The organism is Pseudodesulfovibrio indicus (assembly GCF_001563225.1).
Taxonomy (GTDB): domain Bacteria; phylum Desulfobacterota; class Desulfovibrionia; order Desulfovibrionales; family Desulfovibrionaceae; genus Pseudodesulfovibrio; species Pseudodesulfovibrio indicus.
Map to the genome: position 1 here is coordinate 3,030,938 of NZ_CP014206.1, position 26,209 is coordinate 3,057,146.

Consider the following 26,209-nt stretch of genomic DNA (forward strand, 5'->3'; position numbering starts at 1 on the left):
CTACTTCCCGGAAACCCGTTTTTCGAGCACGAACTCCACGCGCCGGTTCTTGGCCCGGTACTCTTCGGAGGTGTTCGGATAGAGCGGGTTGAGATAGGCCAGCCCCGTGGCCGTCAGCCGGGTGGACTCCAGCCCCATGTTGAGCAATTCGCGCAGCACGTTGACCGCGCGCATGGCCGAAATTTCCCAGTTGTCCCGGAAGCGGGAACCGGAGCTTGGACGGACGTTGTCGGTGTACCCGATGATCTTGATGTTCTGGTCCTTGTGCTGGATGAAGAAATCCTTGAGCGCGTTGACCACCTCCACCCCCTTGGGCGAAAGGTCCACCTGGCCCGAGGCGAACATCACGTCGCCCGGCACGCGCAGGGTGATCACCCCGTCCTCGAAATTCGCGCTGACCAGCCCCTCGACGCCCTTCTTGGTCTGCAGGGTCTTGACCTCGGCGAACACCTTCCGCTGCGACTCGATGATCTGGCGGCGCATCATGGCCTGGTCGATGAGCACCCCCGCCTCCTCCTGGGAGATGCGGCTGGTGGCGATCTTCTCCATCTTGCCCTGCAGCGCCTTGGTCACCGACGAGAAGGTCTCGGAGAACTTCTCGTTGTCCAGGGTGGACATGGAATACAGGAGCACGAAGAAGACGAGCAGGAGCATGGAGAGGTCGGCGAAGGTCGTCAACCACTCGGTGCTCTCCTCTTCCTCGTCCGTTAAGTCGAGCAGCAGATCGTCATCGTAGTCGTCTTTGCTCATCGCTGGGTCTCACGTTCGACCGGGGCCAGGAACGAGGACAGCTTCTCGTAGACCAGCCGCGGGTTGTTGTTTTCAAGGATGGACTTGGCGCCCTCGAAGATGACCTCCAGGTGCAACTGCTCCTGGAGGGTGCGGGCCTTGAGCTTGGCGGCGATGGGGATGAAAAAGAGCGTGGACATGGCCGACCCGTAGAAGGTGGTCAGCAGGGCCACGGCCATGGCCGGGCCGATGGACTTGGGATCGTCGAGCTGGGAGAGCATCTGGACCAGGCCGATGAGCGTACCCATCATTCCGAAGGACGGGGCCAGGGCCGCCAGCCGCTTGAACACGTCCTGGGCCACCTGGTGGCGGCGGCGCATGGAGTTGATCTCGATGGTCAGGGTCGTGCGGATCAGGGACGGATCGGCGTTGTCCGCGATGAGCTGGCAGGATTTCTTGAGGACCATGTTCTCGGTCTGAACGTTCTCCAGGGCGATGAGCCCTTCCCGGCGGCTGATCTCGGCCACCTTGACCATGATGTTGACCACGTCCCGGACCCGGCTCTTGCGGCCAACGAACATCTTGAACGCAGCCCGGAAGGCCTGTATGATTTCTTCGAACGGAAAGGCCACCAGGATGGAGGCGAGGGTTCCGCCGACGACGATCATCATGCCCGGAACGTTGATGAAGACATCAACCGCCCCGCCGATGATGATGGCGCCGATGATGAGCGACAAGCCGACGGCGAGACCAAGTAGCGTCACGATATCCATAACCAGTGCCTTCCCTTGCGATTAGTCCTATCGATCCGTTAGCCAAAGCCCTACGCCCGCCCAGCAGCGGGCTCTATCCACAGGAGCCAACATGGAATACCATAAAAAGATACTACATTCTGCCGCATACATACATGAAAAGCTAGGCAAAATTCAAGCGGATACCGTGGCCATGGTCACGGGCACCGGACTGGGCGGCCTGACCGCGGCCATCGAGGACCCCGTGATCATCCCCTACGGGGACATCGACGAGTTCCCGGTATCCACGGTGAAAAGCCATGCGGGACGGCTGGTTTACGGCACCATAGACGGGGTTCCGGTCCTCGCCCTGGAGGGCCGTTTCCATCTCTACGAGGGGTTCTCCGCCCGGGAGGCGACCCACAACATCCGCGTGCTCGGCGAGCTGGGCGTGAAGACCCTGATCCTGACCAACGCGGTGGGCGCGCTGAACCCGTCCTTCGAGACCGGCTGCCCCATGGTCATCGAGGACCACATCAACCTGACCGGGCACACGCCCCTGCGCGGCGCCAACGTGGACTCCTGGGGCGACCGGTTCCCGGACATGTGCGCGGTCTACGATCCCGCCCTGCGGCAGCTGGCCGTGGACAAGGCGCTGGAGCTCGGCGTGCGCCTGGAGCGCGGCGTGTTCATGCAGATCATGGGGCCGAACATGGAGACCCCGGCCGAGACCCGCATGTACCGGGCCATGGGCGCGGACGCCATCGGCATGTCCACCTGCATGGAGGCCATCGCGGCGCACCACATGTCCATCCGCATCCTGGGCCTCTCCTGCCTGACCAACAAGAACCTGCCCGACTGCATGCAGGAGGCGTCTTTAGAGGACGTCATCGCCCAGGCCGAAAAATCCTCGGCCACCATGGTCAAACTCATCCGGGCGATCCTAAAGGAAATCCCGCAACCTGCCGAATAGGTTTTCGGGCATCCATGCCCGCGCCTTTTCCATGGAACGAACGAACCGGGACGGCACGACATGAACAGAGCGGCCTTGAGCATACTGATGACGGCCACACTCCTGCTCGCCCAGGGGTGCGGCAACCGCATGTGGGAAGACGGCAAGGATACGGCGTCGACCACCTTCAACTACGTGTTCGACACCGCCCCCACGGCGCGCCCCTACCACGACACGGCCGAGATTCCGGTCATCGAGCTGAACTACCGGGCGGCGGACACCCTGTACGCCAACGTGACCAGGGAGGAGCTCACGCCCGAGTCCGCCCTGTTCGTGCGCCGCTTCGTCAACCGCCAGGACCCCGGCGACAACGCCATCTTCGGCTACGTCATGGCCGAGCAGGTCGCCGACCGGCTGGTCCAGCACGGGATGCTGGTCACCGAGGGCGAGCCCAACGTCACGGACTTCAGCTACGCCGCGGGCGTGACCCCGGACGACTACCGCAAGACCGGCTCCAACATCACCGGCTCGACCAAGCCGCTGCCGCCCAGGGCCGCCAAACTGACCGGCTCCTACGTCATCGGCGAGGACTACGTCTACATGACCGCCAAGGTGGTCCGGCTGGTGGATTCGGCCGTGGTCTCGGCCCACAACTGGGTCCTGCCCGTCACCGACAACATCCGCCAGATGCTGCCCCAGCTGCGCACCGACGAGGGGCTGACGCCCACGGTGAAGACCTCCTTCGGGCAATAGACCCGGACGCAGAAAACGAAAAAGGACGCCGGAGACCCGGCGTCCTTTTTTTGATTCACATGAACGGGAGGCTAGTCGATCTCGCCGAGTTCCTCCACGCGCCAGACCTCGCCCGCGTCCTCGCCCCATTCCTTCTTGGCCAGCCGGTGGCCGAGGTTGAACGCCTTGGTGTTCACCGCCCGGATCTTGGGCGGCAGGGCCGATTCCAGGGACTTGCGCATGGTCGCCTGGTTGATGAACGGCAGGAGGTAGGAGAGCGCCCCGAGGACCACGGTGTTCATGGCCTGGGCCACGCCGACCTTGTCCTTGGCCAGGCTGGTGAACGGCAGGCCGAGGAACTGGTTGGTGGGCGGCTGCTTGACCAGGTCGGACTCCAGGACCAGGATGCCGCCCTTCTTGAGGTACGGGAAGTAGGAGTTGCACGCCTCCTGCGACAGGGCCACCAGCAGGTCCAGGGACTCCGCCTTGGGATAGCTGATGCGCCCGGAGCTGATGACCAGGTCGCACTTGCTCGATCCGCCGCGCGCCTCGGGGCCGTAGCTCTGGGTCTGGGTGACGTTGTAGCCGTGGCCCAGCGCCAGCCCCTGTCCCATGACCTTGCCCAGGGTGATGATCCCCTGTCCGCCGAGGCCGGAGAAACGTATCTCGAACCGGTCGAGTTCCTGTTGCGCCTTCATCTACTTGCCCCCCTTCGCGGCCTGCTTGAGGAAGTTCTGCTGCATGGCGTAGTACCGCTCCTCGAAGCCGGGACGGTCGCGGTCCACGAACACGCCGATGGGCATGCGGTCCCGGCGCTTGTCTTCCGGCATCTCGTTGTACCGCTCCAGGGGAACGGCCGTGGATTTGAGCCAGTTGTACATGTCCACCGGGCTCTTGTACTTGTTCTTGCGCCCGAACTGGGTATGGCAGGGCGTGATCGCCTCCACCAGGCTGAAGCCGGGCCGCCCGATGGCCTCGGTCATGATCTTCTCCAGCCGATTGACGTGGAAGACCGTGCCGCGCGCCACATAGTTCGCGCCCGCGCCCCTGGCCAGCTCCACGGTGTCGAAGCTGGAGTCCAGCTGGCCGTAGGGGTTGGTCATGGTGGTCGAGCCCTCGGGCGTGGCCGGAGAGGACTGCCCGCCGGTCATGCCGTAGATGTTGTTGTTCAGGATCAGGGCCGTGACCCCGATGTTGCGCCGCGCCGCGTGGATCAGGTGGTTGCCGCCGATGGACAGGGCGTCGCCGTCGCCCATGAGCGCGATGACGTTCAGCTTCGGATTGGATATCTTGATGCCCGTTGCGAAGCTCAGGGCCCGCCCGTGGGTGGTGTGGACCGTGTTGAAGTCCACGTAGACGGCGAGCCGGCCCGAACAGCCGATGCCCGCCACCACGACCACGTCGTCCTTGGGGATGCCCAGGGAGTGGATGGAGCGGATCAGGGTCCCGAGCACGATGCCGTGGCCGCAACCGGCGCACAGCACGTGGGGGAACTTCTTGTTGTGCCGCAAATACTGATGGATGATTTCGTTTCCGGTGATCTTGCTCATGTCGCTACCCTTGCATGATGACCTTGAGGATTTCCGAGGGGGTGACGATCTGGCCGTCCACCCGATTGATCGTCCTGACCGAGGCGTGGCCCATGTTCACGCGTTTCACCTCGCGGGACATCTGCCCCATGTTCATCTCCGGCACGACCAGGGTCCGGGCGTGGGCCAGGATCTTCTCGGTGTGTCTGCGCGGATACGGGAACAGGGTCTTGAGCTTGAGCAGCCCGGCCTTGACCCCGTTGCCCCGCGCCTGCTGCACGGCCAGCTCCGCCGAACGGGCCACCGAGCCGTAGGCGATGACGCAGACCTCGCAGTCGTCGGTCATGATCTCGTCCACCAGTTGAATGTCGTAGAAGAACTGGTCGATCTTGCGGTGGATGCGGTCCATGAGCTCCACGACTTCCTCGGGCCGCTGGGTCGGGAACCCGTTGCGATCGTGGGTCAGGCCGGTGACGTGGAAGCGGTAGCCCGAGCCGATGGGCGGCATGGGCGGCACGCCGCGCACGGTCTCCTCGTAGGGCTTGTACCACTCCGGCGGCATGGACGGCACGGTGCGGGAAAAGACCTCGAACTCGCCCTCGTTGGGAATCTCGATCTTCTCGCGGGTGTGCGACGTGACCTCGTCCAGGAGCAGGATGACCGGGGTCCGGTATTTCTCCGCCATGTTGAAGGCGGTGATGGTCATGTCCAGACACTCCTGCACGTTGGAGGCGGACAGGACGATGATGGGATGGTCGCCGTGGGTGCCCCACCGGGCCTGCTGCACGTCGCCCTGGGCCGGGCTGGTGGGCAGCCCGGTGGACGGCCCGCCGCGCATGACGTTGACCAGCACCATGGGGGTCTCTGCCATGACGGCGTAGCCCAGGTTCTCCTGCATCAGCGAGAAGCCGGGGCCGGAGGTGGCGGTCATGGCCTTGCGCCCGGAGAGCGACGCGCCGATGACCGCGCCCATGCTGGCGATCTCGTCTTCCATCTGGATGAACACGCCGTTCTCCAGCTTGGGCAGCCGGGAGGCCATGATCTCCATGATCTCGGAAGACGGGGTGATGGGATAGCCGCCGTAGAAGGTGCATCCCGCGAGCAGCGCGCCCTCGACAACGGCCTCGTTGCCGAGCGCGAAAATTTCAGTCCGTTTCTTACGTCTGGGCATGTCGCCTAAGCCCCCTTCCCGCCCGTCTTGGTCTTCGGCGGCGCGGTTTCGGCGTCCGTGTCGGACAGCCCGTTATCCATGGGTTCCTTGTCGCTGACCACGATGGCGAAATCCGGACAGTGCAGCTCGCAGAACCCGCACCGGATACAGTCCTCCTCGCGCTCCACAACGGCCTTGCCTTGCAGGCTCAGGCCGAGAACCTTGGCCGGACAGAATTCGACGCAAATGCCGCAGCCTTTGCACCAGTCCGGGTAGATGGTCACCTTGTTCTTGCCTTTGTTCTTCTTGGGCATAGATCCTTCCAGGGCTGAGAAATTCCTCCAGGCCGGGCCTGGAAATACGGAAAACATCGCTCCGGGCGCCCGTTGATTACGGTACCCACCCGGTTTCCTAACAGGATTTTTTCTCCTGTCCAACGATTTTAAAAAATTCATTTTCCCCTCTCCGAAAGCGGAGAGGAAAAAACGCGAAAAGCGTCCGGAGCAAAACACCCCGGACGCTTTTTTCGAATCGAAAAATCGCGAAAATCAACCGGCGAGGACCGCCAATGCGTTGATCACCGATGCGGCCAGGGCGCTGCCGCCCTTGCGTCCATGTATGGAAATGTACGGGATGTCGCGGCTCATGAGCAACTCTTTGGACTCCGCCGCGTTCACGAACCCGACGGGCATGCCGACCACCAGCGCGGGGTTCGCCGCGCCGTTGTCCACGTGCTCCACCAGCCGGATGAGCGCGGTGGGCGCGTTTCCCACGACCCATATGTCCGGGTGCAGCTCGGCCACGGCCACGTCCACGGCCGCCTTCGCGCGGGTGATTCCCTCGGCCTTGGCACGCTCGACCACGCGGGGATCGTTCATCAGGCAGTGCACGGTGCAGCCGAGCGGATCGAGCCGCCGGACCGGCATGCCCCGCCGTGCCATCTCCGTATCCGAGACGATCACGGCCCCGCTGCGGAGCGCGTTCAGGCCGGATTCCACGGCCCGTTCGTGAAAACGGACCAGCTCGAGCATCTCGAAGTCCGCCGTGGTGTGGATCATGCGGCGCACGATCTCCCACTGCGCCCCCTCGAACGGGCGCGGGCCGGGGACCTCGGAGTCGATGATGCGGAAGGATTCCGCCTCGATGTCTTCCGGCTTGCGGAAGTCCTGGAACGTTATGTCGGTCAAAGCGGGACGCCTCCGGTACAGGTTTGGATCATTTTCTCATTCGTTCTTTACGAAAAATCGAAACGGTCCGGAACACATTTTCATCGTTTTCCGGACCGTTTCAAGACGGTTCAAATCCGTTCGGCGCTCCGCCGACCACCCGGTGCCTAGCGGTCGCGGGCCTGATAGCGCGACAACTGAGCCTCCAGCCTGCGGCTGTAGGAGGTCAGAATGAAGCAGATTGCAAAGTACAGACAGGCGATGGTGATCCATATCTCGAAGGACGCCACGGTCTCGCGGTTGTCCACCTGCACGCCGGTGCGGGTCAGTTCGATGACGCCGAGGATGGCGGCCAGGGAGGTATCCTTGGTCAGGGAGACGAACTGGTTGACGAAGGACGGGATCATGTTCCTGAGCGCCTGGGGCAGAATGACCAGCTTCATGGCCTGGACATGGGACAGGCCCGTGGACCGCGCCGCCTCCATCTGGCCCTTGGGCAGCGCCTTGACGCCCGCGCGGACGATCTCGCCCACGTAGGCGCTGGTGAAGACCATGAAACAGAACATGGTCGTGGAGAACGCGGGCATGGTCTGCCCGGTGACCACGGGGGCCAGGTAGTAGAACCAGAAAATGAGCAGCAGGAGCGGCATGCCGCGGATCATTTCGATGTAGCAGACCGAGGGATACTTGATCCACCACTTGCGCGATAGGCGCATCAATCCGGCGGCAAGGCCGATCCAGAACGCCCCGAAGATGCCGAAGATGGCCAGGATGACGCTGGCCACCAGCCCTTCGGGATTGTGGATGAAGGGAAAGGCCCAGTCCAGGCGGGTGTTGCCGTACAAAAAGTAGTCGAAGTTCGCAAAAGCTATGTCCCAATGCATCGCGCCGCCCCTAGTACATGACCTGGATCATGAAGTGCTTGTTGTACATGTTGATGCAGAACGAGACGACCAGCGAGATCATCAGGTAGATCAACAGGGCAACGGTGAAGGCCTCGAAGGGCATGGCGTGATAGGACTCGACCTGAACCGCCTGGTACATGATGTCGGTCACGCCCAGGACCATGACCAGGGAAGAGTTCTTGATCAGATTGAGGGCCTGGGAGATGAGCGGCGGAATGACGATGCGCAGGGCCTGGGGCAGGATGACGTAGCGGTATCCCTGGAGGAAGGAGAGGCCCACGGCGCGGGAGGCTTCGAGCTGGTTCTTGGGGATGGAGAAGATTCCGGCGCGGATTTCCTCGGCGATGAAGGCCGAGGTGTACACGGTCAGGGCGATGATGCCCATGATCAGCTCGACGTTGAAGAGCATCCACTCCCCGACGAACTCGTGGCCGAACAGGGTGAACGGGCCGGGGAACCAGGTGTAGAGGTCGTTCATCCAGTCGTTGATGACCTTGGGGATGACGAAATAGGACGCATTGTACCAGAAAAATATCTGCACGAGCAGCGGCGTGTTGCGGAAGAACTCGGTGAAGGCGAGGCTGAACCACTGCAACGGCTTGAAGGGGGTCATCCGCATGACGCAGATGATGATGCCCAGGATCATGGCGCAGATCAGGGAGATGATCGAGATCTGCATGGTGGTGCAGAACCCCTCCCACATCCACCGGGCGGGCTCGCCGGAAAACATCTCGGCCCATTGAAAATTATACTGCAAAATAAAGTCCGTCGTTTGAGGTGGTGATCGGAAAAACCGGGAGCGCTCTGGAGCGCTCCCGGTGAATCAGACTGAATCGGGCCTTACATGGGCCAGAGTTCCATCTCCCAGCCGGCGGGCAGGTCGTAACCCATCCACTTCTTGAACAGCTTGTGGTAGGTGCCGTCGAGCCACATCTCGTTGAGGGACTTGTTGACGAAATCGCGGAAGGCGGAATCGTCCTGGGGAACGCCGAGGCCGTAGGGCTCGGAGGAGAAGAAGGCGCCGACGATTTCCCACTTGTCGGGATTGTCGTCACCGGCCTTCAGACCGGCCAGAATACCGGAGTCGGTGGTCACGGCCTTGACCTTGCCCTGCTTCAGCGCCATGAAGGCCTGCGGGTATTCGTCATAGGAGATGACCTGGGCGGCGGGCTGCGCGGCCTTGATGTTCTTCTCGGAGGTGGAGCCCTTCACGGTGCCGACCTTCTTGTTGGCCAAGTCGTCGGTGGAGGTGATGCCGGAGCCCTTTTCGACCAGCAGCTTCTGACCATCCATGAAGTAGGTGATGGAGAAGTCGATCTGCTCGTCACGGGAGAACTTGTGGGTCATGGTGGCGGCCAGCAGGTCCACGGAGCCCTGGGCCAGCATCGGGATGCGGTTCTTGGAGGTGACGACCTTGAACTCGGTCTTCACGCCCAGCTTGTCGGCGATGTACTTGCAGATATCGACGTCGAAGCCGACCAGTTCCTTGCTGTCGGGATCAATGAAGCCGAACAGGTTGACGGAGTCCTTGACGCCGCAGACCAGGACGCCCTTGGCTTTCACGTCCTCGATCTTGCCGGCGAACGCGGCGTTGGCCGCGAACACGAAGGACAGCACCAGTGCCAGAATAAGTACCAAACGTTTCATGAATCCTCCTCTCTCTTGAGATTCCGTTGTTATGACGATTAAAGAATTTCCTTCAGGAAGTTCTTTGTGCGCTCATTTTGGGGGTTGCGGAAGAACTCGTCCGGGGCGGCCTGTTCGACCACGATGCCGCCGTCCATGAACAGCACGCGGTCGGCGACCTCGCGGGCGAAGCCCATCTCGTGGGTCACGCAGAGCATGGTCATGCCTTCGCGCGCCAGGTCCTTCATGACGTTGAGGACCTCGTTGATCATCTCCGGGTCCAGCGCCGAGGTCGGCTCGTCGAAGAGCATGACCTTGGGCTTCATGGCCAGGGAGCGGGCGATGGCCACGCGCTGCTGCTGGCCGCCGGAAAGTTCGGCGGGATATTTGTGGGCCTGGTCGTGGATGCCGACGCGCTCCAGGAGGCTGAGGGCGATCTCCTCGGCTTCGTCCTTGGGCATGTTCTTGACCTTGATGGGCGCCAAAGTGACGTTTCGGAGCACTGAAAGGTGTGGATAGAGGTTGAACTGCTGAAAGACGATGCCGATTTCGGCGCGCAGCGTGTTGATATTCACATCCTTGTCCAGGATGTTCTTTCCGTCGAAAAGGATCTGCCCCTTCTGGTATTCCTCGAGCCTGTTGATACAGCGAATGAAGGTGGACTTGCCGGAACCGGACGGACCGCAGATGACCAGCACCTCGCCCTTGTTGACGGATTCCGTAATCCCTTGGAGGACATGGAAGTCGCCATACCACTTGTGCAGCTTCTGCACTTCGATCATTGCCATGTGAAGATGTCTCCGGGCCTAAATATGAAAGTAAAAATTGCGGAAACCCTCGATCGGAAGCGTGTCCAGACAGACCAAGAGGGCTTCAGCCACGAACAGAAAATATGGTCGGAAATAAGAATAAAGTCAAGGCGTCCGGGGAAAAAGACAATTGTGTCAACGCATAAACCCGCACTCGGGCAGGTATCGGAACACCCGGTTTTGACGAACAAAAAAGGGGCCCGACGCACCGGCCCCTTTTCAATTTCGATTCAGAACTATTACGACAGGATAGGAAAATAGTACCGCGCTCTCCCCTTCTCGGGCTGATAACCGCCCTACATCATTCCCGCCTGGCGGTAGTAGATTGCGGCACCGGGATGGATGGGGGCGGACAGCCCCTGGAGCATGCCTTCGCGAGTCAGGCACTGGAGCGCAGGATGTTGCGCCCGGAAGGCGTCGAGATTCTCGACGACCTCGCGGGTCACGGCGTAGACCACGCCGTCGGGCACGTCCGAGGAGGTGACCAGGGTCGCCTTGACGCCGAAGCTCTGGATTTTGCCGTCCTGCGAGGCCAGTTCCGGATAGAAGGAGGTGTCGATCTCTGCCGGGACGTAATACGGGAACTTGGCGAACAGCGCGCCGACCCCGGATATGGGCACGATGACCACCTTGCGCTTGCCTTCGGTGGCTTCCTTGATGGCCGCGGAGGGATGCCCCACGGTGTAGAAATAGGCGTCTATGGTCCCGGATTGGAGCAGGTCGGATGATTCTATGGCCCGAACCTCCACCGGCTTGATATCGCCGAGCGACAGTCCGACCGCACCAAGCGCGTCGGTGGAGTTCCTGTGCTGTCCCGAGCCGGGATTGCCGATGTTGACGCTGTGCCCCTTGAGATCGCCGATGGTCTTGATGCCGGCGTCCGCGGCCGCGACGAGCGTCAGCACTTCCGGATGCAGGGAGAAGACGGAACGAAGTTTGGTCTGCGGTCCTTTCTCCGCCCATTCGGCTATGCCGTTCACGGCCTGGTACTGCCGGTCGGACTGAGCCATGCCGAATTGCATGTCCCCGGCCAGAACAGCGTTGATATTGAACACCGAGCCGCCGGTGGACTCCACGGACATCCGGATGTCGTACTCGTCGCGCTTGGCGTTGACCATATTGGCGATGGCTCCGCCGCTCGGATAGTAGACCCCGTTGACGCCGCCCGTGCCGATGGTCGCGAAGGTCGCCTTGCCGTGGTCAAAGGTCGGTGTCTTCAGCTCGGTCATGGTGGATTTGTCGGCCTTGAGGCGCTCAAGCCCGACCTTCTCCTTAGGCGCGGGCTCCTCGCCCCCGCCGCAGGCCGCAAGGAACAACATCAAACACAAAAGAAACAGCGTCTTGGCTCGCATACGATCCTCCTGATCACCCACCTGACCGCCCCATTCTCAAAAATCATCAACGTAATGCCGATAGCACAATTCTCAAGCTATGCAAATCCGCTGATATTTTGGACAAGAAGGAGATAATAAGCCGATCTGCCTCCCTGCCTGGGTGGGACGGAGCATTTGGCGCTTCAACCGGCGGCGTTTCGACCTTCAACTCGCCGTAACTCTACATTTTTCCCCATCATCCACCCATAAGGGCCATGGGCGAACAAAATCAAAAAAAGGGGCCTCTCCGAAGAGAGGCCCCTTTGATTGTGATGGGAACCTTGAAGCTAGTTCAATTCGCGTTCCTGCGGGAACAGCGGCAGGTAGCGGTACACCAGAGTCAGGACCAGGAAGCCGTAGGCCACGATCATGATCGAGGAGGCGTACTCAACCCAGTTCGGGTAGTAAACCTGCCAGGAGTCGAACGGCATGGCCGGGAAGGCGATGGTCTGGACGGTGAAGATGTACCGATTCAGGGACACGCCGATGCAGTCCAGGATGGCCGCAGTGTACAGCAGGGCCGGACGATTGCGGATGGACGGGGTGATCAGCATGATGGCCGGAACCACGCCGCAGAGGACGATCTCGGTCCAGAGCAGCCACTTGCCGTAGATCCAGCCGTAGAACATGTCGTCGAAGGTCAGGCCGACGGAGGGCAGGTAGCCGGTGGCCCACGCCCAGGTGTCGAGGATCTTGAAGAACATGTAGACGGTGAGCATGGTGCCCGCGATCTTGCCCATGAGGGCCTTGGTCTTGAAGTCCACCAGTTTCTTGCCGGTCAGCTTCTCCATGAAGGTGGCGACCAGGACGGTGAAGACCGGACCGGAACCCACGGCGGAGAGGACGAACAGGAAGAAGGTCCACGGCCAGATGAAGAAGCCCTCGCGGAAGGCGAAGGGACGACCGATCAGGACGCCGTACATGCCGCCCAGGGAACCCTGGTGGAAGGTGGACAGGAACGCGCCGATACCGGCGAACAGAGCCATGTTCACGTGCATGTTGTGCGCCAGGGCGTGGATGAACGGTATCTTGTTCAGCTGCTTCTGCTCCAGGACCAGCGGGACGAACTCGATGATCAGGACGGTGCAGTAGCAGGTGATGCAGAAGATAACTTCCGTCAGCATGGAGTGGACGTTCGGATGCCAGTAGCCGAACCATGCGCGGCCGGGCTGCCCGATGTCGAGCGTCAGGACCAGCATGGCGCCGGAGTAGCAGATGAAGCCGACCACGACGGTCAGGTTGATGATCTTCTCAAGTTGTTTGATCTTGAGGATATACTTGAGCAGGCCGGTGAAGAACGCGCCGGCGCCCAGGGCGATAACCGCAAGGTCGAAGGTAATCCAGGCACCGAACCCGAAGTAGTTGTCGAGGCCGGTGGTGCCGATTCCGTTATAGAGGACGAGCACGGCGGCATAGAGACCCCAGGTGAAGAACCCCAGGATCACGGCGGTCCAGATCAGGAACCGGCCGAACGAGCACCGCTGCACCCCTTCCGGGAAGAGTTTGCTATCCATTTACTCAGCCTCCTAGTGGTGTCCGCCGGCGTCGGCGTTGTAGTTGTCGCCCTGCTTGCGGACCCATTCACGCTCGGACATGTAGTAGACCTGGGGATGCAGGCCCAGCTTCTCGAGCAGACGGAACGCGTTCGGGCTCTTGGCGAGTTCGTGAACCGCGTGTTCGGGGTTGTTCAGGTCGCCGAAGGTGATGGCCTTGGTCGGGCAAATCTCGGCACAGGCGGTGTTGTACGCGCCGTCGGCCAGATTCATCGGGTCCTCGCCGTCGAGGCGGGCCTTGTTCTTGGCGTCCAGGTAGCGGGAGTGGCAGAAGTTGCACTTCTCGACCACACCGCGCGGACGGACGGAGACGGACGGGCTGAGGCCCTTGTCCATGCCTTCCGGCCAGAGCGGATCCCACCAGTTGAAGTAACGAGCGTGGTAGGGACAGGCAGCCATGCAGTATCTACAGCCGATGCAACGGGGGTAGATCTGGGAGACGATGCCGCCCTCCTCGTTCTTGTCCGTGGCCACGACCGGGCACACGGGCACGCAGGCCGGGTTGCCGCACTGCATGCAGGGACGCGGCAGGTAGGCGGTCTCGTGCTCGGGGAAGGCCTTGCCGTTGGACAGCTCGTACACGTTCATCCAGGTCAGGGTCCGAAGCTTGTTGGACGCGTCGTCACGGGGCTTGGTCAGCGCCTGGACATAGTTATAGGGGTCGCTTTTGGTCATGGGAGCGATATTGTTCTCCACCTGGCAGCCGACCATGCAGGCGCCGCAGCCGGTGCACTTGTCAATATCAATGACCATGCCCCACTTGATTTTGAATTCTTTCATTTGCATGACGGTTCCCCCTAGATTTTGGCGACGTTCACAGTGGAACCGGCCCATGTGGAGGCGCCGGCAGCGGCCTCCGAGCTCACCGTGAGGATCTTGTAGACATTATCGCCCTTGCCCTTCGAGAACTCGTCGCCCACGGTGTGGCCCAGCCCCAGGGGAGCGGCCACGACGCCGGGCATGACGCCTTCGAAGATCTGCACCAGGGCTTCGCACTCGCCCTTTCCGCCGGAGAGCTTGACCTTGGAGCCGACGGAGACGCCGAGCTGCTTGGCCGTGGCGGAAGCCATCTGGACGACCATGTAGTCGCCGACCAGCTGGTTGTTGCTGATGGTGCAGGGAGCGTTGGGCGTGGTGGCCTGGTTGGCGGTGCCGATGTTGAGCAGGGTGTAGGGAGCGAGCCCCACAGCGCCGGTGCCCTTGACGGGAACCGCGGCCTTGCCCACCACGTTGGGAGCCAGAGACAGGGGCACAGGGGTTCCGCCGTCAACGACGAACGCCTCACCGCCCTGCAGCGCTTCCACATCCGCGCCGATGGCCTCGGCTTTGGCGCCGAGCACTTCCTCGAAGGTCTCGAAACCGAGGTCGGCCAGGCCGAGCACGAAGGTGGCGGCGCAACCGGCATTGACGGTCGGCTTGGACACCGGAGCGCCCATGGAGTAGGTCGCGGCGGGCAGCCCGTAGGGGGTGGCCAGATCGTCGAACCGCTCGTAGGGGTGCAGGGTCGGCAGGACCAGGTTCGCGGAAGCGGTGGTCTCGGTGTTGACCATGTCGAACGCCACGGTGAAGCCGGCCTTGACCTTCTCGGGGAGGGCGTAGGCGGGGTTGGCTTCGTAGACGAACAGCAGGTCGGTGTCCACGCCTTCCAGGATATCGGCCTTGAGCATCTCGGAGCGGCTCATGGCGGAAGGGATGGCCTTTTCGAACTCGGGCACGACCTTCATGGCGCCGCCCAGCAGGACGTTCAGGGCGAACGCCGCGGCATGAGCCGCGACCGAACCGCCGGGAACGACCACGGGGCTGGAAGCGGCCAGCAGCTGCTTGGCGATATCGGCCATCTGATCGGCCTTGACGCCGGTGGCGGCCTCGACCTTGGCCGGGCTGTAGTCGTTCATTACCATAGCCTTGTAATCATAGAAATCGGCGGTACCGGCCATGTTGCCCGCCTGGAGCACATAGTAGGTGACGCCCAGGAGGAAGGCGGCCATGCCTTCGGCCGGAACCGGCACCCACTTGGAGGTGACGGAGGCCGTCTTGGTCTGCATGGGACCGGCGAAGATGAACTTGCCGGACTCGTTGGCCGCGAACGCCTTGAGGTTGGCGACCGTCGGGCCCCAGGATTCCAGGGCGTCGGCACCCGCCAGCAGGACCACGTCGGCCCCTTCCAGGTCGTAGCCGACCTGGCCTTGGCTGCCCATCAGGCCGGTCCAGGCCTTGTCCGCGGCCTGCATGTCGCAGGGCATGACGTAGAAGGCGTCGCTGCCCGCGCTGTTCAGCAGGGCGGAGAAGACCTCGTTGACCGTGCCGGTCTGATCGCCGGAAATGACGGCGACCTTGGAACCGGCGGCCGCCAGCTTCTCGGCGACGACTTCCTGGGCTTTCTCCCAGGAGATCTCCTCGCCGTCCAGCATGGGGGCCTTGATCCGGGTGGGGCTGTTCATGACCTGGACGCCGTTGGCGCACAGGGGGCAGATACCGCCGCCGGAGATCGGGTTGTCCGCATTGCCCATGGTGCCGAAGGCTTCACCGGCAACGGTGCGGACCTTCACGGCACAGCCGGACTCGCACATCTTGGACACGGTGGGAACCGCACCGGCCGCCCCGTACTTCAGCTTGGGGATCCACGGCCAGTTCTGGGTCCAGATGGACACATCATCAAGGGCTTTCCAGACCGTCGGAGTAAAGAGGATACCGACGGTGGCGCCCACACTCATCTGAATAAAAGCTCTGCGTGCTACGCTCATTCTCAGTACCCCTTTACTTATGACAGGTGTAGCAGGCGTTGGGCTGGCCCTTGAGGGCGTGGCACCGTTCGCACTTCCACATCTTCATGGTCATCTTGCTGTAGCCGGACAGGATGTTGCGCTCGAAGGCCGGCGGCTCGTCATTCAGTTGGATGTCCTTGAGATGGCACAGGTTGCAATTCTGCTCGGGGGCGTCACCCTCGAAAACCGAGGGATCGACCACGCTGGCCAGCTCCTTCTTCATCCCGGCGAGTTCCTCAATGGAGAGGTTCATGTGCGCGGCATGAGAGAAGTAGACGTTGTCCGGCTGGTACTGGTAGTTCAGCCAGGGAACTTCCTTGCCCTGGATCAGGTACTTGACCACGTACTCGCGTTCGGCCTGCATCATCTTGTCGTCCGAGGAAGCAAGATTGTCCTCGATGGCGCCGATGCCGGCCTTCATGATGGCTTCGTAGTCGTTCGGATCGATGCCCTCTTCGGCAATGGCTTCCATCGCCTCTTCGGGATCGACCGCGTGACACTCGGCGCAGACTTCGTTGGTCGGGAAACCGGCGTAGGAACCGTCCTCCCGGAAATAGTGACAGCTCTCGCAATCCATTCCCTGTCCATCAACGTGCACGGCATGGCTGAACCAGACCGGCTGTTCCACTTTTTCGAAGAACAAGCCGGGGATGACAGCCCATCCCAGTACGCATGTGGCCAGGAAGCCGATGATAAAGGGGAACACCCCTCCACACCGTTTCGATGCTTTTCTTTCCTCCATAACCTCGCCCCATCACTCTAAAGTTAATGTGAAAATCACACCAATTGAACTACGTTCCCATAAGGCACCAAAGGATTTGGTGTCAAGAGAATAAGAAAATTTTCACGATCTCTCGGAATGTGAAAACCACTGACATTCCAATTGGTAACCTGCCAAAAACCGGGGCGCGGCTATTTCTGCACGCGCCCGTAAACGTCGTCGAACCGGACGATGTCGTCCTCTTCGAGATACGGACCGCTCTGTATCTCGATGATGTCCAGCGGGACCTTTCCGGGATTTGCCAGCCGATGCTGGGAAGCCTTGGGGATGTCCACGGACTGGTTTTCGACCAGGATCACCGGGACGTTGTTCACCTCGACCTCGGCGGTCCCGTCCACCACCACCCAGTGTTCGCTGCGGTGATGATGCATCTGCGAACTGAGCCGCGCCCCTGGGTTCACCTGGATGCGCTTGATCTTGTAGTGCGGCCCCTCCTCGAGCACGGTGTAGTTGCCCCACGGGCGGTACACGGTGGGATGGCTCTCCACCAGGCTGCTGCCTTCGGCCTTCAGGGCGGCCACCACGTCGCGCACGGTCTGGACCCGGTCCATGGGACAGGCCAGGGTCGCGTCCCGGGTCTGGACCATGATCATATTGGATAGGCCCGAGACGGCCAGCTTGCCGCCCTCGCTGATGAGCAGGCAGCCGCTGCAGCCCATGGCCAGGACGTCGCCCTTGACCACGTTGCCGCTCGCGTCCTTTTCACCGAGGCGGTACATGGCCTCCCAACTGCCCAGGTCGTCCCAGTCGAAACCCGCGCGGACTGCGGTGATGTTGTCGATCTTCTCGACCACCCCGTAGTCTACCGAAATATCGGGGATATCCCTGTACCCCCTGACGAGCGGCGTCTCGTCGCGACGCATCCACCAGTCCCACAGGACCGGCTCGAACCGGGCCACCTGGCTCAGGAAGAGCTTGGCCGAGAACAGGAACATGCCGCTGTTCCAGAGGTGGGAGCCCTCGCGCACGAACCCCTCGGCGGTGCGCAGGTCGGGTTTCTCCACGAACCCGCGCACGGCAAAGGCGTTGCCGCCCAGATCCTCGCCCAGGGCGATGTAACCGTACCCGGTCTCCGGCTTGTCCGGCTTGACCCCGAAGGTCACGAACCGCTTGTCCGCGGCCAGCTCCGAGGCCCGGACCAGGTCAGCGGCCCACGCTTCGCCGTTGCGGATCAGGTGGTCGGACGGGAACACGGCGGCCAGGGCCTTGGGATTGACCTCCACCACCCTGTCCAGGCCGAGCATGATGGCGGGCAGCGTATTGCGGCCCAGCGGCTCGGCCAGTACCTGGGTCTCCAGCCGCGCGTCCAGCACGGAAACCTGCTTGCGGACCTCGAAGACGTGCTCCTCGTTGGTCACCACCCAGACGTGGTCGGGCGGGAACATCTCCAGCACGCGGGAAACGGTCTGCTGCAGCAGGGTCGTGGTCCCGTCCAGGACCAGCAGCTGCTTGGGCAGGAGGTTGCGGGAGAGCGGCCACAGCCGCGTCCCGGAGCCGCCCGCGAGGATGATGGCGTGGCAGTCCCCGGCCAGGGCGGGTCGGACGGTATCGGTATCGGTCATGGCGTCAGCCCTCGAAAACGAATGGCGAATCGAACTCGGCCAGGGTCGGCAGCCGCCTGTCCTTTTCCGAAAGGACGGGCTCCCTGCCCTGGAGGGCGCTCTGCCAGTCCATGGCGATGGAGGGGTCGTCCCAGAGGATGCCCCCTTCGTTGGCCGGGGAATACGGCGCGTCCACCTTGTACTGGAATTCGGTGTCCGGCATGAGCGTCACGTAGGCATGGCCGAAGCCGCGCGGCACGAACAGCCGCTTGAAGTTGGCGGCGCTCAGGATGATCCGTTCGCTCTTCCCGTAGGTCGGGGAACCCTTGCGCAGGTCCACCACCACGTCCAGGACCGCGCCCCTGGTCACCCAGACCAGCTTGGCCTGGGCCTTGGGCGGAGTCTGGAAATGAAAACCGCGCAGCACCCCCACGTCCTTGGAATAGGCGTGGTTGTCCTGCACAAACGAGGAATCAATGCCGATCTCCCTGAACCGCTGCTCGCTGTAGCTTTCGAGGAAAAAGCCGCGCTCATCCTGAAACACTTGGGGAACCAGGACGAGCAGTCCGGGGAATTCCGTCTTGTGGACCTGCATTGATTACTCCTTTGGAAATGACGATCGTCGATTGGTGTTCCTGTAGCCGAGTTCGGCAAACCGCACAACCCCGCCCCGCTTCCCAACCTCGAAGATCGCAAAAAAAAGGGGGTTACCGGTTCACATTTCCTTTCCATTTTGCTAGGTCCACTCTCAGGAAGCACACTTCAGCCGACCGAGGGTCCATTCACATGAATTTTCTGGACATCATTCTCATCTGCATCATCCTCCTGTTCCTGATCCGCGGCTTTTTCCGGGGATTGGTCCAGGAAGTGCTCTCGCTGATCGCCATCCTTCTGGCCTTTTTTCTGGCATCCCGATTCGACGACGTGCTGGCCCCATACCTGAAGGCCTACATCGAGAGCGACGTCACCGTGGGAGCCCTGTCCTACACGCTGATCTTCGTCGCCACCCTGATCGTGGTCTGGCTGCTGACCAAGCTGCTCAAGTCCGTGCTGGAACTCTCTCTGCTCGGCTGGATCGACCGCACTGCGGGCGGCGTCTTCGGCCTGCTCGAAGGCGTGCTCATCTGCATGGTGGGCCTCCTCTTCCTGCAGACCTTCGCCCCCAAGTCGGACATCCTCAACGAATCCTTCATCGCGCCCCGCACCCGGCACATGGTCGAAGCGCTGCACGACTACGTGGACCTGCCCCAGGCCCTGAGCTCCGCCAAGGGCGTGCTGGGCATCGGGGCGGCGACAAGGCCCGCTCACCGGACCTGCCCCGGCTGCCGCCAGGGCGCTGCTGGGCATCGGGGCGGCGACAAGGCCGAATAGCCCCCTTCAACCGTTTCACCTTTTCGGAGGTCACTCGCCATGAGCGACAATTTGCATGACGCCCCGGCACGGGCCATGAAGGAACTGCTCGGCGTCATCGACGCCCTGATCGCGCCCGACGGCTGCCCCTGGGACCGGGAGCAGACCCCGCTGAGCCTCTGCGACTACCTGGTGGAGGAGGCCTTCGAGCTCATCGAGGGCATCCGGACCGGCGACAAGAAGGAGGCCATGGAGGAACTGGGAGACGTCATGTTCATCCTCCTGTTCATCGCCACCCTCTACGAGCGCGCCGGGGACCACACCCTGGCCGACTCCATCAACCACAGCACGGCCAAGATGATCCGCCGCCACCCCCACGTCTTCGGGGACAAGCAGTTCGAGGACATCAAGGAGCTGTGGGACAACTGGGAACGGACCAAGCGCGAGGAGAACAAGGGCACCGACCGGAAGCGGGTCTTCGACTCCCTGCCCTCGGGGCTGCCGCCCCTGCTCAAGGCATACCGCATCAATTCCAAAGCCGCCCGCAACGGGTTCACCTGGGATTCGGACGAGGCCGTGGAGGCGCAGTTCGAACGGGAGCGCGAGGAATGGCGCGAGGCCCTGGCCTCGGGCGACCCAGAAGCCTCGGAGCGGGAATTCGGCGACTGTCTCTTCACCCTGGTGGAGCTGGGGCGGCGCAAAGGGATCAAGGCCAACGCGGCGCTCGACTTCGCCAACCAGAAGTTCCTGGCCCGGTTCGGCAAGATGGAGGAGCTGGCCGAGATGCGCGGCGCCTCCCTGTCCGACATGAGCCTGGACGAGATGAACCGCCTCTGGGACGAAGTGAAGGATTGGGAAAACGGTTAGCCCAGCAGGAACTTGATCAACAGGAAGACGACGCCGCCCGCGCCGATGGCCGCATACATCAGCAGTCAGGGCAGGCATCGCTCGCGCAGTTTCCAGATCAGCAAACCGGCGACCGCCGCGCCCGCGCCGATGGAGAGCGCCAGAATCAAGGTCTCGCTCACGATCTCACCCCCGCTCAGGGCCACCCGGTCCGGCCGCTGCCGACCATCACGTGCAGAATGTAGTACACGGAGAAAAGCGTGCCCAGGACCGTGACGATCACGTACCCCGTGGGCAGCACCGGGCGCTGCCAGCGGATAAGCACCGCGCCCACGATCACGGCTATGACCGCGGCCAGGATCAGATACGGAATCTCCAGGGTCATGGGAACCTCCATTACCTGAAATATACACGGCCCTGCGCATATTGGCCAATATATTTATCTTACCCCTAAAGATATGGAGAAAACGGCCGACATGACGGATAGGCGTTATTTCCGTCCTGACGGCAGGAGGGTATGATATGACCATGGCAATCGGCGGTCTGGGAGACTACTCGCCGTTCGATCAACAGACGTTCGGCGCGGCCGTGGTCTCCGAGACCCTGGACTACATGAACGACAGCGGCTCGAGCTACGCCCCGGTGGACAAGGTGTCCGCGGAGGCGTCCCTCGTATCAAAGACACTCGACTACATGAACCCCGGCTCCTCGTCCTCGGACAAGGCCGGAATGTCCCAGAGTTACGACTTCCAGACCGACGTCCTCGGCGCTTACGCCAAGGGCTCGGTCATCGACTCCATCATCTGACGGACCGGAAATGACGCCCCCGAAAGGAACCCCGCCCTCCCGCACAGGGAAGGCGGGGCTACTTTTCAGCTCCCCGGCAATCCTCGTCTAACAGCGGCGTCCCGTCTTGACCCGGGAGGTGGCCACCTCTACAATTCCGACATAACCATCAAAATCGGAGCGGAACCCATGCCGGACAAAACGACGCAAGACCGCGCGGCGGGAGCCCTGATGGGCGCGTTCATCGGCGACGCCCTTGGTCTCGGCCCGCATTGGTACTACGACCTTGAAGCGATGCACCGCGACTACGGCGAATGGATAGACGGCTACACCGACCCCATGCCGGGCCGTTACCACGACGGCATGAAGGCGGGACAGCTGTCCCAGTCGGGATTCATCCTGAAACTGACCGCAGGGTCTCTGGTGGACCGGGGCGGCTACGACCAGGCCGATTTCTGCCGCCGGATGGACGAGGAGCTGTTCCCGCTGCTCAACGGCGAACCGGCCAACGGGCCGGGCGGGTACACCAGCCAATCCATCCGCGAGGCGTGGCGCAGGCGCGTGGAGCAGGGGCTGCCCTGGGGCGAAACCGCCGGACACGCCGACACCACCGAAGCCATAGAACGGACCCTGGCCATCGCCGTACGCTACGCCCTGGACCCGGCCGGCCTGGCCGACGCGGTCGCGCGGAACGCGGCCCTGACCCAGGGGGACGACGTGGTCCTGTCCATGACCGTGGCCTACTGCTCGGTCCTCGCCCTGCTGGTTCGGGGCAACGCGCTGGACCCGACCATCTCGGACAAGCTGATGGAGCTGGTGAAAAAGGGGGTCCTGCCCTTCCACGCCGTCACCCGCGAGGGCCTCAAGCCGCCCAGGCCGGGCGACCCGGACCCGCCGCGCGCGGGCCGCTTCGCCTCGCCCGACGCACTGCTCTCGCCCGGTTACATGGCCGGGGCCGCCGTCGATCCGGCCATCCGCATCGAACCGGCCTGGAAAGTCTCCCAGGTCTACGGCATGCCGTGCGCCATCTACCACATGCTCCCGGCGGCCTACTACCTGGCGGCGCGGTTCCGCGACGACTTCGAATCAGCGGTCCTGCACTCCCTGAACGGCGGCGGCCAGAACATGGCCCGCACCGGCCTGACCGGCGCCCTTGTCGGAGCCCAGGTGGGCCTGTCCGGCATCCCGCAGCGGTTCATCGACGGCCTGGAGGACGGGGACGCCCTGTGCGCCCTGGCCCTGAGACTGGCGGAACAGGCGGCCACCCCGCCGCAACGATAAGGTTGGTCCCATGAACGAAACGAAACGAAACCACGCCGTGATCTACCTCTCCCACGGCGCGGGGCCGCTCCCCCTGCTGGGGGACGAGCGCCACGCCGAGATGGTGGACAACCTCCGCGTCCTCGCGAGCAGCATCGAAAAGCCCTCGGCCATCCTCGTCGTCAGCGCCCACTGGGAGGCCGCGACGCCCGCCGTAACCGTGGGCAGCCGCCCTCCGCTGCTCTACGACTACTACGACTTCCCGCCGGAATCCTACGAGATCACCTATCCCGCGCCCGGCGACGACGCGCTGTCCGCCGAGGTTCGGGAACGGTTGGCCCTAAGCGGCATGGACTGCGGCGAGGAGCGGGAGCGGGGCTTCGACCACGGCCTGTTCGTCCCGCTGAAGATCATGTACCCCGAGGCCGACATCCCCTGCGTCCAGCTTTCCCTGATCAAGGGACTGGACCCGTCCGCCCACCTGGCCCTTGGCAGCGCCCTGGCCGGGATCGACCGGGAGAACCTGCTCATCCTCGGGTCCGGGTTCTCCTTCCACAACATGCGCGCCTTCTTCATGCCCGACACCGAGGAAACGGTCGCGGCCAACCAAGAGTTCCAGGCGTGGCTGGCCGAGACCTGCTCGGACCCGTCCCTGAGCGAGGATCAGCGGCGGGAGCGGCTCGCCCGCTGGGAATCCGCGCCCCATGCCCGGTACTGCCACCCGCGCGAAGAGCACCTGCTGCCCCTGCACGTGTGCGTCGGCGCGGCGGGCCGTCCAAGCAGCCAGTGGTTCGGGCCGACCATCTTCGGCAAGGCGGCGACCACGGTTCTTTGGCAGCCCGCCTGATCCCGACCCGACGCAAATGAAAAGGGAAGAGTGCCGCAAGGTACTCTTCCCTTTCCACTTTCAGGACCGCCGTTCGCGCCGTCAGGACTCGACGGCCAGCCTGAGCCAGTTCACGGCCACCTTCCGGCAGAAGTCCCCCGACTGCTGGACAAGGAGGGGGAACCGGGAACGCATGTCGGCGAAAAACTCGTCCGTGAACTGGGAACGGTACTTGGCGTAGGTGCCGATCCGCTCGTTCTGGAACTCCTCGAACCACCTCTCCGCGCCGAGGGAGTCCAGCTCCAGGTGGAACTGGAACCCGTAGGACGCCCGGCCGATCCGGAAGGACTGGTGGGCGCAGGCTTCGCTTTCGGCCAGCAGGACCGCCCCCTCGGGCAGGTCGAAGGAGTCCTCGTGAAACTCCATGAGCGGCGGGATGGGACCGGCCTGGCCCAGGACGGGGTCCCCTTCCCCGGACTCGGTCAGGGAGAGCGCGACGTAGCCGAACTCCAGTTCCGGCATGGTCCAGATGGACGCGCCGAAGGCCCGGGCCAGGAGCTGGCAGCCGAGGCAGATGCCTGCCACGGGTTTGCCCGCCGCGTCGAAGTCGCGCATCAGGCGCAGGAGCGCCGGGAAATACGGTCCGGCCTCGTCGTCGAAGGCGTGTTGCGGGCCGCCCAGGACCACCAGCCGGTCATACCCTTCCGGGGTCGGCGGGAGCGGGTCGCCCCCGGCGGGGTTGAGGGTGGTCAGCACACACCCCATGCGCGCCAGCTCCTTGGTGAAATGCCCGCCGGGCGATTCGTCCGAGTTCTGGACCACCAGCACGCGGGAGCCTATGACCGGGTCCTCCGGGTGCGGCTCGATGGTCACCCGGGTCTCATAAAAGGGCGTCCCCTGGCCCACCACGCTGACCATGTCCCGGGTCAGCAGGTTGAAGCCGTGTCCCGCCTTGTTCCAGCCGCCGCGCTCGGCGATGACCACGTCGCTGCGCATGCCCTCGTCCACCCTGAGCAGCGCCAGGAGGCTGCCGTAGGCCGAGCGGACCAGGACGTGGTCCCCGTCCTTCAGGCCGCGCTTGTGGGCTTCGCCCGTGGCCAGCCGGATGGACGGCAGCGCTTCGTGCTCGGCCAGGGTCCGCTCGGAGCAGATGTAGCCGTGGGGCGCGATGGTCAGGAACTTGTAGGGAAAGTCCGGGTCGTCGTCCTCCAGCACCGAGGGGTCGAACTCGGTCATGAGCTGGAACTTGCCCGACTCCGTGGGGAAGGTGCCGTCCGCATAGGGGACCATGGGCGCGTTCAGCCGAAACGGCCCCTTGCGCAACTCCTCCAGGGTCGCGCCCTGCTCCCATAAAGGGGTGCAGATGGTTTCGAGCCATTCATCCACGGACCGCCGGTACTCCCCGGCAAAGGGGAACCGCGCGGCCAGCTCCTGGAACATCTGAAATTCGGATTTGGTCTCGCCCACCGGCTCGATGGCCGGATTCACCGGGCCGACGAAGTTGTGGCCGTAGCTGGCCATCAGGTCGTCCTCCTCCAGGAAGGTCGTGGCGGGCAGGAAGACGTCCGCCAGCTCGGCGGTGTCGTCCATGAAATGGCCGGAATAGACGACCATCTCGGCCTTGCCGAACGCCTCCACGATCCTGGACGAGTTGGGAGCCATGCAGACCGGGTTGCCCGCCGTGACCACGATCACGCGGATCTCCGGGTCGCGGGCGTTCAGGATCTCCTCGCCCACCTTGCCGATGACCAGGGTGCGCTGGTTCGGGTGCAGCCCGTCGCCCCAGTATGTCTGGTCATAGGGTCCGTACTCCTCGAACCCCTGGCTGACGCCGCCGCCCGGCACGCCCAGGGTCCCGGCGATGCCGCCCAGGGCGTCGATGGGCCGGATGGCGTAGTGCGCGTACTCGTGGCGGTGCAGCCCCCAGCCCAGGAGGATGGAGGTGGGGTGCTGGTGCATGAGGGTGTCGGCCAGCAGCTCGGCGTCGGACACCGGCACCCCGGCCATGGAGCACAGCTCGGGCACGGAAAAGGCATCGAGGATCGCCTTGTATTCGGGCCAGCCCACGGCGCGGTTCTCCAGGAAATCGCGGTCCTCGGCCCCGGCCTTAAGGATGAGCTTGGACGCGGCCATGGCCAGGCAGCCGTCGCGCCCCGGCTTGGGCCGGATGTGGTCGGTGGCGAAGTCCACGGACCGGGAGCGCGCCGGGTCCACGACCACCACGCGCCCGCCCCGCTTTCGGATGTCCCTGGCGATCTTCACCAGGGAGATGTTGGTGGACGCCGGGTTGCGCGCCCACAGGACCATGGAGTTGGAGTTGTAGTGGTCCAGGGGATCGTGGGACACCCGGTCGCCGAAGTCGAGATTCTGGGCCCCCTGCCCCGCCCCGCCGCACAGGGAGCCGCGCATGGTGGTCGCCCCGCCGAGCAGGTTGAAGAAATACTTGTTCAGGAGCTTCAGGGCCGTGCGCTCGCCGTACCCCTGGTAATAGAGGACCGCCTCCGGCCCGGACTCGGCCACGACCGTCTTGAGCTTGTCGGCCAGCAGGTCCAGGACCTCGTCCCAGGAGGCGCGTTGCCACCGCCCGTCGACCTTGCGCAGGGGGTGGGTGATGCGCTCCGCGCTGTAGACCCGCTTCACGTATTTCGCGGTCTTGTGGCAGGCCACGCCGCCGGTCAGCGGATGGTTCGGATCGCCGGAGAGCTTGACCAGCTTCCCGTCCTCGACCGTGGCGACCAGGCCGCAGGAGTTGGGACAGTCGCGGGTGCAGGTAGTGATGATCTTGCGTTGGCTCATTGC

27 protein-coding genes are annotated in these 26,209 nt (G+C 63.2%); 7 read left to right on the top strand and 20 right to left on the bottom strand.

Annotation, left to right across the window (positions count from 1 at the left end):
- Both AWY79_RS13725 and AWY79_RS13730 read right to left on the bottom strand, forming a co-directional pair.
- Positions 1-750: an OmpA/MotB family protein gene (locus AWY79_RS13725; protein ID WP_066805097.1), complete on the bottom strand. Its 750-nt coding sequence runs from the start codon at positions 748-750 to the stop codon at positions 1-3.
- Entirely contained in the window at positions 747-1,502 is a 756-nt protein-coding gene (locus AWY79_RS13730; RefSeq protein WP_066805100.1) for a motility protein A, read from the bottom strand. Before AWY79_RS13730 ends, AWY79_RS13725 begins: the two co-directional genes overlap by 4 nt.
- 91 nt (positions 1,503-1,593) lie before the next feature.
- Here AWY79_RS13730 and AWY79_RS13735 point away from each other — a divergent pair, with 91 nt between their 5' ends.
- Positions 1,594-2,433: a purine-nucleoside phosphorylase gene (locus tag AWY79_RS13735; protein WP_066805103.1), complete on the top strand. Its 840-nt coding sequence runs from the start codon at positions 1,594-1,596 to the stop codon at positions 2,431-2,433.
- 75 nt (positions 2,434-2,508) lie between these two features.
- Positions 2,509-3,165: a hypothetical protein gene (locus tag AWY79_RS13740; protein WP_233490929.1), complete on the top strand. Its 657-nt coding sequence runs from the start codon at positions 2,509-2,511 to the stop codon at positions 3,163-3,165.
- Positions 3,166-3,236: 71 nt separating this feature from the next.
- Here AWY79_RS13740 and AWY79_RS13745 read toward each other — a convergent pair whose 3' ends face one another.
- The 16 genes from AWY79_RS13745 to rfbC form a co-directional block, all read right to left on the bottom strand.
- Complete coding sequence (locus tag AWY79_RS13745) at positions 3,237-3,842, bottom strand: 2-oxoacid:acceptor oxidoreductase family protein (protein WP_066805107.1); 606 nt, start codon at positions 3,840-3,842, stop codon at positions 3,237-3,239.
- On the bottom strand, positions 3,843-4,694 hold the full coding sequence (locus AWY79_RS13750; protein ID WP_066805112.1) for a 2-oxoacid:ferredoxin oxidoreductase subunit beta: 852 nt from the start codon (positions 4,692-4,694) through the stop codon (positions 3,843-3,845).
- Between the two features lie 4 nt (positions 4,695-4,698).
- Entirely contained in the window at positions 4,699-5,844 is a 1,146-nt protein-coding gene (locus tag AWY79_RS13755; RefSeq protein ID WP_066805114.1) for a 2-oxoacid:acceptor oxidoreductase subunit alpha, read from the bottom strand.
- Positions 5,845-5,849: 5 nt separating this feature from the next.
- The gene (locus AWY79_RS13760) at positions 5,850-6,137 is read right to left on the bottom strand and encodes a 4Fe-4S dicluster domain-containing protein (protein ID WP_066805117.1); all 288 of its coding nucleotides are present in this window, start codon (positions 6,135-6,137) and stop codon (positions 5,850-5,852) included.
- A gap of 234 nt (positions 6,138-6,371) precedes the next feature.
- On the bottom strand, positions 6,372-7,010 hold the full coding sequence (locus tag AWY79_RS13765; protein WP_066805119.1) for a precorrin-8X methylmutase: 639 nt from the start codon (positions 7,008-7,010) through the stop codon (positions 6,372-6,374).
- Between the two features lie 146 nt (positions 7,011-7,156).
- A complete protein-coding gene (locus AWY79_RS13770) occupies positions 7,157-7,873 on the bottom strand; it encodes an amino acid ABC transporter permease (RefSeq protein ID WP_066805122.1) in 717 nt (238 codons plus the stop codon).
- 10 nt (positions 7,874-7,883) lie between these two features.
- The gene (locus tag AWY79_RS13775) at positions 7,884-8,651 is read right to left on the bottom strand and encodes an amino acid ABC transporter permease (protein WP_066805124.1); all 768 of its coding nucleotides are present in this window, start codon (positions 8,649-8,651) and stop codon (positions 7,884-7,886) included.
- Between the two features lie 83 nt (positions 8,652-8,734).
- Positions 8,735-9,541 (bottom strand): ABC transporter substrate-binding protein, encoded by an 807-nt coding sequence (locus tag AWY79_RS13780; protein WP_066805126.1) that lies wholly within the window; start codon positions 9,539-9,541, stop codon positions 8,735-8,737.
- Between the two features lie 38 nt (positions 9,542-9,579).
- Positions 9,580-10,308 (bottom strand): amino acid ABC transporter ATP-binding protein, encoded by a 729-nt coding sequence (locus tag AWY79_RS13785; RefSeq protein ID WP_066805128.1) that lies wholly within the window; start codon positions 10,306-10,308, stop codon positions 9,580-9,582.
- Positions 10,309-10,625: 317 nt separating this feature from the next.
- Positions 10,626-11,681, bottom strand: a complete 1,056-nt coding sequence (locus tag AWY79_RS13790) for a TAXI family TRAP transporter solute-binding subunit (protein ID WP_066805130.1) — start codon at positions 11,679-11,681, stop codon at positions 10,626-10,628.
- Positions 11,682-11,989: 308 nt separating this feature from the next.
- Positions 11,990-13,216 carry a menaquinone reductase integral membrane subunit QrcD gene (gene qrcD, locus AWY79_RS13795; RefSeq protein WP_066805132.1) on the bottom strand — a complete coding sequence of 409 codons (1,227 nt, stop codon included), beginning with the start codon at positions 13,214-13,216 and terminating at the stop codon, positions 11,990-11,992.
- A 12-nt stretch (positions 13,217-13,228) separates the two neighbouring features.
- Entirely contained in the window at positions 13,229-14,041 is an 813-nt protein-coding gene (qrcC, locus tag AWY79_RS13800; RefSeq protein WP_066805134.1) for a menaquinone reductase iron-sulfur cluster-binding subunit QrcC, read from the bottom strand.
- 11 nt (positions 14,042-14,052) lie between these two features.
- Complete coding sequence (gene qrcB, locus AWY79_RS13805) at positions 14,053-15,999, bottom strand: menaquinone reductase molybdopterin-binding-like subunit QrcB (protein WP_066805137.1); 1,947 nt, start codon at positions 15,997-15,999, stop codon at positions 14,053-14,055.
- 13 nt (positions 16,000-16,012) lie between these two features.
- Complete coding sequence (locus AWY79_RS13810) at positions 16,013-16,762, bottom strand: cytochrome c3 family protein (protein WP_066805138.1); 750 nt, start codon at positions 16,760-16,762, stop codon at positions 16,013-16,015.
- 170 nt (positions 16,763-16,932) lie between these two features.
- On the bottom strand, positions 16,933-18,363 hold the full coding sequence (locus AWY79_RS13815; RefSeq protein WP_066805141.1) for a mannose-1-phosphate guanylyltransferase/mannose-6-phosphate isomerase: 1,431 nt from the start codon (positions 18,361-18,363) through the stop codon (positions 16,933-16,935).
- Positions 18,364-18,367: 4 nt separating this feature from the next.
- Positions 18,368-18,937, bottom strand: a complete 570-nt coding sequence (gene rfbC / locus AWY79_RS13820; protein WP_066805143.1) for a dTDP-4-dehydrorhamnose 3,5-epimerase — start codon at positions 18,935-18,937, stop codon at positions 18,368-18,370.
- Between the two features lie 191 nt (positions 18,938-19,128).
- On the opposite strand from rfbC, the gene AWY79_RS13825 reads away from it, so the two are divergent.
- Together AWY79_RS13825 and mazG are read left to right on the top strand one after the other, a co-directional pair.
- Positions 19,129-19,713 carry a CvpA family protein gene (locus AWY79_RS13825; protein WP_078063790.1) on the top strand — a complete coding sequence of 195 codons (585 nt, stop codon included), beginning with the start codon at positions 19,129-19,131 and terminating at the stop codon, positions 19,711-19,713.
- Between the two features lie 39 nt (positions 19,714-19,752).
- On the top strand, positions 19,753-20,559 hold the full coding sequence (mazG, locus tag AWY79_RS13830) for a nucleoside triphosphate pyrophosphohydrolase (RefSeq protein ID WP_066805145.1): 807 nt from the start codon (positions 19,753-19,755) through the stop codon (positions 20,557-20,559).
- 175 nt (positions 20,560-20,734) lie between these two features.
- Here the strand turns inward: mazG and AWY79_RS13835 are convergent, their stop codons facing one another.
- On the bottom strand, positions 20,735-20,923 hold the full coding sequence (locus AWY79_RS13835) for a hypothetical protein (protein WP_066805148.1): 189 nt from the start codon (positions 20,921-20,923) through the stop codon (positions 20,735-20,737).
- Between the two features lie 137 nt (positions 20,924-21,060).
- Here AWY79_RS13835 and AWY79_RS13840 point away from each other — a divergent pair, with 137 nt between their 5' ends.
- The 3 genes from AWY79_RS13840 (at position 21,061) to AWY79_RS13850 (ending at position 23,431) form a co-directional block, all read left to right on the top strand.
- The gene (locus AWY79_RS13840; protein WP_078063791.1) at positions 21,061-21,345 is read left to right on the top strand and encodes a hypothetical protein; all 285 of its coding nucleotides are present in this window, start codon (positions 21,061-21,063) and stop codon (positions 21,343-21,345) included.
- Positions 21,346-21,513: 168 nt separating this feature from the next.
- Positions 21,514-22,605, top strand: a complete 1,092-nt coding sequence (locus AWY79_RS13845; protein WP_066805151.1) for an ADP-ribosylglycohydrolase family protein — start codon at positions 21,514-21,516, stop codon at positions 22,603-22,605.
- A 10-nt stretch (positions 22,606-22,615) separates the two neighbouring features.
- Positions 22,616-23,431 (top strand): DODA-type extradiol aromatic ring-opening family dioxygenase, encoded by an 816-nt coding sequence (locus AWY79_RS13850; protein WP_066805154.1) that lies wholly within the window; start codon positions 22,616-22,618, stop codon positions 23,429-23,431.
- Positions 23,432-23,512: 81 nt separating this feature from the next.
- Here AWY79_RS13850 and AWY79_RS13855 read toward each other — a convergent pair whose 3' ends face one another.
- The gene (locus AWY79_RS13855) at positions 23,513-26,206 is read right to left on the bottom strand and encodes a molybdopterin-dependent oxidoreductase (protein ID WP_066805157.1); all 2,694 of its coding nucleotides are present in this window, start codon (positions 26,204-26,206) and stop codon (positions 23,513-23,515) included.
- Positions 26,207-26,209: the final 3 nt, after the last annotated feature.